This window comes from Sphingomonas sp. 3-13AW (genome assembly GCF_049311085.1).
Lineage (GTDB): Bacteria > Pseudomonadota > Alphaproteobacteria > Sphingomonadales > Sphingomonadaceae > Sphingomonas.
Window position 1 is genome coordinate 60,290 of sequence record NZ_JASNVZ010000019.1, and the last position, 9,160, is coordinate 69,449.

The 9,160-nt window shown below is 62.5% G+C and carries 7 protein-coding genes; 2 read left to right on the forward strand and 5 right to left on the reverse strand.

The features are described 5' to 3' along the window. Window positions 1-736 precede the first annotated feature (736 nt). Window positions 737-1,192 carry a hypothetical protein gene (locus QP045_RS16535; protein WP_422516099.1) on the forward strand — a complete coding sequence of 152 codons (456 nt, stop codon included), beginning with the start codon at window positions 737-739 and terminating at the stop codon, window positions 1,190-1,192. Window positions 1,193-1,353: 161 nt separating this feature from the next. On the opposite strand, the gene QP045_RS16540 is transcribed toward QP045_RS16535, so the two are convergent. From QP045_RS16540 to QP045_RS16560, 5 genes are all read right to left on the reverse strand, one after another. Next, complete coding sequence (locus QP045_RS16540; protein WP_422516100.1) at window positions 1,354-1,770, reverse strand: type II toxin-antitoxin system VapC family toxin; 417 nt, start codon at window positions 1,768-1,770, stop codon at window positions 1,354-1,356. After that, the gene (locus tag QP045_RS16545) at window positions 1,767-2,018 is read right to left on the reverse strand and encodes an AbrB/MazE/SpoVT family DNA-binding domain-containing protein (RefSeq protein WP_422516101.1); all 252 of its coding nucleotides are present in this window, start codon (window positions 2,016-2,018) and stop codon (window positions 1,767-1,769) included. Before QP045_RS16545 ends, QP045_RS16540 begins: the two co-directional genes overlap by 4 nt. Window positions 2,019-2,299: 281 nt before the next feature. Beyond that, entirely contained in the window at window positions 2,300-4,036 is a 1,737-nt protein-coding gene (locus QP045_RS16550; RefSeq protein ID WP_422516102.1) for a DUF885 domain-containing protein, read from the reverse strand. A 191-nt stretch (window positions 4,037-4,227) separates the two neighbouring features. Then, window positions 4,228-4,779, reverse strand: a complete 552-nt coding sequence (locus QP045_RS16555) for a hypothetical protein (RefSeq protein ID WP_422516103.1) — start codon at window positions 4,777-4,779, stop codon at window positions 4,228-4,230. A gap of 162 nt (window positions 4,780-4,941) precedes the next feature. Further along, complete coding sequence (locus QP045_RS16560; protein WP_422516104.1) at window positions 4,942-5,445, reverse strand: hypothetical protein; 504 nt, start codon at window positions 5,443-5,445, stop codon at window positions 4,942-4,944. Between the two features lie 234 nt (window positions 5,446-5,679). Here QP045_RS16560 and QP045_RS16565 point away from each other — a divergent pair, with 234 nt between their 5' ends. Next, window positions 5,680-8,736 carry a TonB-dependent receptor domain-containing protein gene (locus tag QP045_RS16565; RefSeq protein ID WP_422516105.1) on the forward strand — a complete coding sequence of 1,019 codons (3,057 nt, stop codon included), beginning with the start codon at window positions 5,680-5,682 and terminating at the stop codon, window positions 8,734-8,736. The last annotated feature ends 424 nt before the right edge of the window (window positions 8,737-9,160 follow it).

A 9,160-nucleotide genomic window follows, 5' to 3' on the forward strand; every position in this document is an offset into this window, starting at 1 on the left:
TGCGGGTGAGATGGAGACGGTCCGCCCTTCTGGTCCTTGGAGCCGTCGCCTGCTTCTGTTCTGGCCGTGGCTCGGCAATCCTCTCAACTACCGGCGCCTGATAGACAGTCTGCGAACTTCGGTACCGATCGCGTTTGGGTTTGGTGCTCCATGTACCATGCGCGAGGGCGGCGTGATCGCAGATTATCGTGGTCCGAATTGCTATCGGTTTGGCGAGCCGAGGCACTTCAAGGGCATCTGGTTTTACGAGTTCGAAGGCTCCACGTTTTCTGGAAGGCGCGAACTCTGTGCCGAATGCACGACCGGATCCCGGTGACGCCGAATAGCTCAACTATGACCCCGAAGGCATCGATCCTGAACCGCGCTACAGGAGGTATGCGCCCGGTCGGCAATGCCTTGCGATCCATGCGTTTGAGACCGAATTTGTTGACCAGCAGACTCAGAGGGGCAGGGGCACATGGGGCTCTCCGGCTCTGAGGTTTGGGTCCGAAAGATGCTTTTCGCGAGACGGCTGCCGCCACCCGACTGCGCGACGTACTGACGCCAAGCTCGAAGGCGGTCCGGGAGGCGTTGCCTGCGCCGGCGGAGCTCTTGGCCGACATACTGGACCTTACATTCGAAGCCCCAAGGTTCCGCCAATGGTGCGCGGGTCGCCCGGAGAGCCGAGGACCAAGCCGGAATTGCCTGCCTGGACCGTCAGGGTCTGGATGTAGTCGGCATCCAGCAGGACCTCGGAATGTTCCTGGTGATCCCGGCCGCCGCGATGACACACGCGCGTGCGATATTGCTGGTCCTCGGCCTCGGCGAACCCGACGTCTTAACGTTTCGGATGATCTTCGGTCTCCTCCCACTACTGGCCAAGCCGCTACTGCTCCTCTGGTTCGTCAATGCGGCGATGGGTACCGGCGCCTACGGTCCCGCCGAGTCCGCCAAGACAACACGCTGGCTCTACGTGTGGGCTCTCATGCTGCTGTTCGTCACCCGTGTTCCGGTGTCGCAACTGCACGCAGGCCTGAACGCATGGCCGGCTGGTCAGGCACCCCTGGTCCAGTGGGCCATGTTCGCGCTGGACGCACTGGTGGTCGGCGTTCTGACGGTCACCGTGCCAGCAGTCCAGGTACGGATCGCAAGCTTCATCGCAGACCGGCGGAAGGCGGAGTTCCTCGGGGACTCGCAACCGCGCTTCGGCTAGCTGCATCGCACCGCGGGTGTGGCGGGGGCATAAGCAATGGGTAGGATCAGAACGTGCGCGGCGGCTTTCCTGAGACCGAACATACGGTGAGTTCGGAAGGCGTTCAGTCCGATAGCATGAATTATGTTAAGGCTCCGGCCTATTGGCCGCATGAGCGAGGGCTAGTGGCTTGGGCTGGGGTCACCAGGAACCAGAGTCAGCTTGTTGGCCGCTTTTAGCAACGAGATCGCCTTCCGGTCGAACGACACGAAGGTCTCTCCCCCAAGCCATTCGCCCTGGTGCGCAATGATGCCGTCGGCAAAGTCGCCTCCGGCGGTGAGCAGCGCGAGGCCTGCTTCGACTGCGGGTCGGTCAAGTTCGACGTTCTCAGATCTGGCCAAGCGCTCAATTGCGAGAGCCACGTGCTGTCTGTGGATCTTGTAGCTGCGCAAGAGGACCCAGCAGAGTTCGCACAAAGTGGTCGTGGTGACCGCGACTAGTTCGGCTTCAGCAAGTATGCGCTGCGCCTCCGGACTCTGTTCGCGATCGTCGTTCGTGAGGGCGCGAACGAGGATATTCGTGTCGGGGATCAGCCTCATGAGCGACCGGCCCAGCCGTCAGCGATGATCTCACCCATCTCCTCAATCGACACCGTTCGCTGCCCTGCCCGATTGAGCATGCCGAAGACCTCAGCGATTTTGCTTTCGGGCGGCGCTGCCTCCACCTCAATGCGACCGTTCGGCAGCTTTCGGACCGCGATTTTCGAGCCGGGCTGAGCTCCCAAATGCTGGAGAAGGTCCCTCCGTAGCGTGATCTGCCCCTTAGAAGTGACGGTCAGAATGGTCATTTGGGCTCTCCATTCGTCCAAGGTAAGGCATAAGAGCCTTACGTTCAACCATTCGACCGACGCCGCCTGCTAGATGTTGGTGGCATCCTCGTGGAACGGTCAGGCTGGATCGAGCCGTCTCAAGCCCGGCGGATTACAGCCTGCCCGGATCCTTGATGTCAGCCGCAAGATCGCCTTCCGGTCAAAGGACCGAAGGTGTCCCCGCGAAGCCACTCCCCCTGTTGCCCGATGACCGGCGGGAAAGTCGCCGCCCGCCGGGAGCAGGGAGATTGTGGGGAGCCTTATCCCCGCTTGGACGCTATCCAGCGGTCGATCTTCTGCTCGAGGATGTTCATCGGCAGCGATCCCGTCATGAGCACCTGCGCATGGAATTCCTTGAGGTCGATCTTGTCTCCCAAGGCCCGTTCGGCCTCGGCGCGCAGCTCGAGGATCTTGAGCTGGCCGATCTTGTACGAAAGCGCCTGGCCCGGGATCGCGATGTAGCGTTCGACTTCGCTCGTCGCGTCGGTGCGGCTCATCGAGCTGTTGTCCAGCATGTACTTGATCGCCTGGTCCCGGGTCCAACCCTTGGCATGGATCCCGCTGTCGACGACCAGGCGCATCGCACGCAGCATCTCGTCGTTCAGTCCGCCAAAACGTTGGTAGGGGTCGGTCTCCAGGCCCAACTCGTCCCATAAAGTCTCGGCGTACAGCGCCCAGCCCTCGACATAGGCAGTATTGCCGCCGAAGCGCATGAAGGCGGGAAGGTCCGCATTCTCCTGTGCCAGGCTGATCTGGAAGTGATGCCCCGGCGCCCCTTCGTGCAGATAGAGCGTCTCCTGCCCCCAGGTGGAGCGCGAAGGCAGGTCATAGCTGTTGTAGTAGAAGATGCCGGGCCGTGATCCGTCCGGCGCGCCCTGCATGTACGAGCCCGCAGCATCGGTCTTCTCGCGATAGTCGGGCACGGGCCGGATCTCGAGCCGCGTCTTCGGCAGCGTCGAAAAGATCTCACCCACCCGCGCGTCCACGCGTTTGCCGATCGCGTAATACTCGTTGCCAAGGGCCTCCTTGCTCGCCGGACGGAACTTGGGATCCGTGCGCAGGAACTCGAAGAACTGGGACAGGCTGCCCTTGAAGCCGACCTGGGTCTTCACGGCCTCCATCTCGCGCTGGATGCGCGCCACTTCGCTGAGGCCAAGCTTGTGGACGTCCTCGGCGGACAGCGGCAGCGTCGTGTTCTGCTCGATGAGAAAAGCGTACAGCTTGGGGCCGCCCTTCATGTGGAGCAGGCCGACGCCCTCACGCGCATGCGGCAGATACTTGTTTGCCAAGAAGTCGCGCAGGCGCCGGTACGCCGGCTGGATCTCGTCGCGGATCACTGCTGCGGTCTCGGCGCGCAGCCGAGCCTGGTCGGCCGCAGGGATGTCAGCCGGGAAGGCCTTGAGCGGCGCGTAGAACGTCGAACCCTCGACGCCCTCCTTCAACTGCAGATCGAGCTGGTCGATCACGTTGCGCACGACCAGCTTGGGCTGGACAACGCCCGTGGCCAGCCCCTCCCGGAAGCGCGCGATCGAGGCATCGATGATCCGGGCATATTGGTGGTGGCGGCTGATGCTGTCCTGGTAATCCTTCACTGTCTTGAAAGGCGCCGCGCTCTGTCCAGACGCGATGTCGGGGTAAAAGACATGGATCCCGTTGAAATGATCAATCGGGCGGACCCTCGACAGCGGCAGGATGTCCGGACCCAGTGCACGAAGCGCCAGTTCCGTCTGCCGTTGGAAGACATCATATGCGAGCTGGTCCGTGCTCGATAATGCGTCGCGATCGATGCGCCTCAGCGCAGCCATGTCCCTCTCGCCCGCCGCGCGCTCTGCGTCGAAGTAGGCGTCGCTGATCATGTCGCCGAGTTGGTCGGCATAGCGCATGTCGCCACGGAAAAGCGCGTTGAGCGGGTTGCGGCGCAGACTGTCTTCGTCGCTTTCCTTGAAGAGCGCATGAAGCGCCACGGAAGCGTCAGTCCGCCCGGTGCCAGGCGCCATAGTCTCTGGCAGCGGTGCTCCGACGGGCCGCTCCACGGGCGTGGTAGCGCAGGCGGCGAGAAGGGCAGCCGCGGACACGGTGAAAAGATGTACGCGCAAACCTGGGTCCCCCAAATGGCTGTGTTGCCGGGATGCAGCACCCTGCCTCCACTGGCAAGCGTCCGGGAACGCGCTGGTGTCCCGCCTCAGGATCAGCCGTGACCCAGGGCGCGCCGCGCTTCCTCCGTTACGGTGTAGACCGCCTGCCGCTGCGCTCCGCGATTGGCATGATCCACGCGATAGCCTTGGTAGTGACGGCGGACGAGCCCTGCGCGAACGAGTTCGGAGACGGCGCGGCTGACATTGGTGCGGCCGGATTGGCGCACGCGCTTGCGCACTTCGCTTTCGATCATCGCTTCCGCCTCTGCGGGATCGGCAGGCAACGCGCGCTTCGTTTCAAGCTCCGCCCGAACCTTGTCGGCGATCGCCAGACGGCGGGGATCGCGCTGCGCCACCGGCATCAGCGCGTCGGACAGCCAGTCGCGCACCGCGACACGGCGGTTCCCATCGCGGACATAGGGCCCCGCGGACCCGGTTTGCGCGCTGGCCTGGGCGATGAGGTTCAACACCATGAAGCTGTAGCGCGGCCGCTCGCACAGCGTCGAAAGGCGTTCCAGGACAGCGGGAAGGTCCATCGTCCGGGTGGGTGCCTTGGGTGCAGGCTGCACCGGCGGCGTCGTCTGAAAGAGGTCGGGCTGGAACATAGCAGGAATCAACCACAAGCAGAGTCGCTTGTGAATCCCCCGGGGCACACAAAGTTACGCTTTGACCACGCGTGGCACTTTACCGGGCAGCGACGCCGATACGGAACGGGTGCCCGCACTACCGCCAAAGGCAGACGTCGCGATCGCCGGCGGGCTACCAGTTCAGTTTTGGCGGCGCACTTTCACTGCCGGGCGGTCACCCGCCGTCAGCCGAAAGCTGCCGAGTGTCCCGCGACGTACGACCACCTTTTCTCCTTTTCCGGGGCTTCCGGGTAGCGGATAGTCATCCGTCTGTATCCAGACGCCGCCGTCCGCCAGTCGAAAGACCCACGCTCCCCGCTCGTCCACCGATGCACCTATCAATGTCGTCTCGAGTCGGCTGAGCTCCGGGACAGCCGCGATCGCTGCCGGGCGCGGTTTTGGTGCGCCGAATTGCTGGCGCTTGGCGGCTTGGGCCGCGGTCTGGTCGATGATCATGACGCGACGGTCGGCGACCGCGTCACTGAGCGCCGCGGTAGCCCGCTCCAGACAGTCGAGCCTTGCGGCACCGTCGGCTATCACCCGGCACGCCACCAACTGCCGGAATTGGAGCGGCGTCTGCTCCTGCGCGCGCGCCATAGAGGCGTTCAAGACAACCGGAAGTACCAGGCAGAGCGTATGGCGCATAAATAGATGCTAACACCCGCTGGCTAGACCGCAACCCTCATGGTGTCGCTAAGACGAGCAGGCTGTTGCTCTTAAACCACACATATCGTTCATTCTTTCGGACTTGGTCGTCGTGAATAGACATGCCCGTCCGGGTTTGCGAGGTCCTTAACTTCGACACGGGCTTTGGGTCGAAAACTACATGTAACCGACTCGATGCCTGGCAGGGCAAGCTAACCGCTAAGGGGAGCTAATATGTTGAAGTCGCTTCATCGAACCCTACTCGTTACTTCGACCGTGATCGCGGGCCTCGCCGTAATCCCCGCCTCTGCTCAGGAGGGGCCCGGCACAGCACCGGTGCAGCCTGCCGCTCCTGATACTCCGCAAGCGGACGCACAAACCTCGGCGGAAAACCAACCGGGCGGCGACGTGGTAGTCACCGGGTCGCGCATCCTGTCGCCGAACCTCACCTCGCCAAGCCCCGTGACGGTCGTTGATCAGCAGCAGATCCGCCTCCAGGGCGCGACGCGCCTTGAAGATGTGCTGAACAACTTGCCGCAGGCGTTTGCGACCCAGAGTTCTTCCGTGTCGAACGGGTCTACCGGGACTGCCACGCTGAACCTCCGCAATATCGGTCAGCAGCGTACGCTCGTCCTGGTCAACGGCCGGCGCCTTATGCCGGGAGACCCGAACTCGGTCGCCGCCGCGCCCGACGTGAACACGATCCCGGCCGCTCTCATTAAGCGAATAGATGTGCTGACCGGTGGCGCCTCCTCGGTCTACGGGTCGGACGCTGTCGCGGGCGTGGTGAACTTCGTGCTAGATACCGAGTTCACCGGCGTAAGTGTCGACACGAACTACGGATTCTACAACCACAATAACAATAACAAGCGGTGGCAAGCGCTTTCGCGTTCCTTTGGTTATCCGGCGCCAAGCGGCCTAACCAACGACGGCCAGCAGTTTGACGTCAACCTGAAAATAGGCGCGGGTACCGAAGATGGCCGTGGTCACGTGGTTGGGTATCTCGGCTACCGCAACATCAAGGCTGTTGATCAGGGTAGCCGTGATTATTCATCCTGCGGCATCAACGCGAGCGCCTCGGGCTACGTCTGCGGTGGTTCAGCTACCGCCTTCCCCGCCAACTTCACGCTCGGCGATGCTGTGGTTGGCGGTGCTCCGAGCGGGTTGCCCCAACAATATACGCTTGGGCCCGACGGCACATTGATCACCGGACGCACCCTCTACAATGCCAATCCTCTCAATTATTATCAGCGGCCTGACAGGCGCTACACTGCCGGCTTCCTCGCGCACTATGACGTCAGTGACGCCTTCAAGCCTTACGCCGAATTCAACTTCATGGACGATCGTTCGGTAGCGCAGATCGCGCCGTCAGGAAACTTCAGCAACACGACGATCCTCAACTGCGACAATCCGTTCTTATCACCTCTCCAGCAGTCGACCTTCTGCCGGCCGACCAATCTGGTGACAGACGGAAACGGCGCTCCGCTCCTCATCACGAATCCCGATGGCACCACGGCCAATCAGGGGAACGTGCTGATCGGCCGCCGGAACGTGGAGGGTGGCGGCCGCCAGGCCGACTTCCGTCACACCGGCTACCGCTTCGTCGCTGGTGCGAAGGGCGATATCACGCGGGGCATCAACTATGATGTCTATGGCCAGTATGGGGCCACCAACTACAACCAGATCTATCGCAACGAGTTCTCCGTCAGCCGGACGCAGCGGGCGCTCGATGTCTTGACCGACACGCGGCCGGGCTCAGCGACGCTGGGCCAGCCGGTCTGCCGATCGGTGATCAATGGCACCGATCCGAATTGCGTCCCCTTGAACATCTTTGGTGCAGCGTCGATCACACCAGAGGCGTTGAATTACGTTCAGATCGCAGGCTTGATGCAGGGCGAGACGCGGCAAAAGATCGTCAGCGGATCGCTCACGTTCGCGGGAAGTGAATATGGTTTCGCATCCCCTTGGGCAGAAGATGGCATCGCGCTCAACATCGGCGCCGAGTACCGGGAGGAATCGCTCGACCTTGAGGTAGACACGTCTTTTGCGACCGGCGATCTGGCAGGTCAGGGCGGCCCCACCCTGCCCGTCTCTGGCAGCTACAACGTCAAGGAAGCTTTCGCCGAACTGTCGCTGCCCATCGCCAGCGATCGCCCCTTCCTCTACGAACTTTCGTTGAATGCGGGGTATCGCTATTCGGATTACAGCACATCCGGCGGCGTCAGCTCCTATAAGGCGCAGGGCGTCTGGGCGCCGATCAGGGACATCAAGTTCCGGGGCGGCTACAACCGGGCGGTTCGCGCTCCGAACGTGCAGGAATTGTTCGTCGCCCAATCCGTGCAGATCGATGGCGCCACCGATCCCTGCGCCGGAACCACTCCGACTTTCAGCCCCGAGCAGTGCGTGCGGCTGGGCGTGCCTACCAACCTCTACGGCCTGATCGCGAACAACCCTTCGGAACAGTACAACGGCCTCGTCGGGGGCAACCCCAACCTGAAGCCAGAGAAGGCCGACACCTACACCGTCGGCGTGTTGCTGCAGCCGGGCTTTCTTCCCGGGTTCAACCTGAGCATCGATGCGTTCAGCATCAAGGTTAAGGACATCATCGGCATCATCGGTGCCGATACGATCCTCGCCCAGTGCGGCGTCACCGGGGATCCTGCACTGTGCGGGGCGATCAATCGCGACGCGAATGGCACCCTCTGGCAGACGCCGCAGGGGTATGTGGTTGATACGCGGGTCAACGCCGGAACCCTGAAGACCCGCGGTATCGACGTCACGGGCGCCTACGCATACCGCACCGACACGGCAGGTACCTTCTCCCTCAGCTTCTCCGGCACCTATGTCGACGAGTTCAGCTCTTCCAAGGTGGGGGCGGAGTTTGATTGCGCAGGCTATTATGGTGCGCAGTGCCTCTATCCTCAGGCCAAGTGGCGCCACCAGGCTCGGCTGACGTGGCAGGGGCCGAGCGGCATCGGGATCTCGGGCCAGTGGCGGTATCTTTCCGCCACCAAGTTCGAGCGGACAAGCAGCGATTCCGATCTTGCCGGCGCATTCAACCCGCTTGACGCACGCGTGCCGTCGCAGAGCTATTTCGACCTGGCGATGACCGCACGGGTGGGGGATAATTACACGATGCGCCTTGGCGCAAACAACCTGCTCGACCGCGAGCCACCGGTCCTGAGCGCTACGGCAGCGCCGATCGGCTCGTTCGGAAACGGCAACACCTATCCCGGCATCTACGAAGCAACCGGCCGTTATGTGTTCGTCGGCCTGACAATCGACATGTAAGCGCCCATTCAACGTCCATCAGAGAAGGGGCGGCAGACCAAGTCTGCCGCCCCTTTTCCATTCGGCAGGCGCCGGCTTTCGCATCCCTTGTCATGTGATCCTTCATATGCCGATCAGAACGGAAGGCTGCTGCGCAGCGAGGCTCGAAAAGCTTCTCCCCTTCATCTGAGATCGCGGTGCTCGCGACCGCCGGGCTCCCATGCCGATCACCTGAAAGTCGCCGATCTGTGCTGGAGCGAGCCGAGATTGCGCGGGGCCGTACGCAGCGGAACCAACGCTTTCCCGCCACCCTGGGGTCAATCAACCAAGCGTGGCACTTTACCCGGGTAAAGTGCCACCAGCGGGCCTCATGGTTTTGCGTCACACATCAGTCTGCGCCGTTCGGCCAGCCCCCCTTCCTGCTGATCCTCGTTTCACCCGCCCC

Bases quoted from the DNA above. Each gene is read 5' to 3' on its own strand.
- QP045_RS16535 (WP_422516099.1), top strand. From the start codon at position 737: ATGTTCCTGGTGATCCCGGCCGCCGCGATGACACACGCGCGTGCGATA.
- QP045_RS16540 (WP_422516100.1), bottom strand. From the start codon at position 1,770: ATGAGGCTGATCCCCGACACGAATATCCTCGTTCGCGCCCTCACGAAC.
- QP045_RS16545 (WP_422516101.1), bottom strand. From the start codon at position 2,018: ATGACCATTCTGACCGTCACTTCTAAGGGGCAGATCACGCTACGGAGG.
- QP045_RS16550 (WP_422516102.1), bottom strand. From the start codon at position 4,036: ATGGCGCCTGGCACCGGGCGGACTGACGCTTCCGTGGCGCTTCATGCG.
- QP045_RS16555 (WP_422516103.1), bottom strand. From the start codon at position 4,779: ATGTTCCAGCCCGACCTCTTTCAGACGACGCCGCCGGTGCAGCCTGCA.
- QP045_RS16560 (WP_422516104.1), bottom strand. From the start codon at position 5,445: ATGCGCCATACGCTCTGCCTGGTACTTCCGGTTGTCTTGAACGCCTCT.
- QP045_RS16565 (WP_422516105.1), top strand. From the start codon at position 5,680: ATGTTGAAGTCGCTTCATCGAACCCTACTCGTTACTTCGACCGTGATC.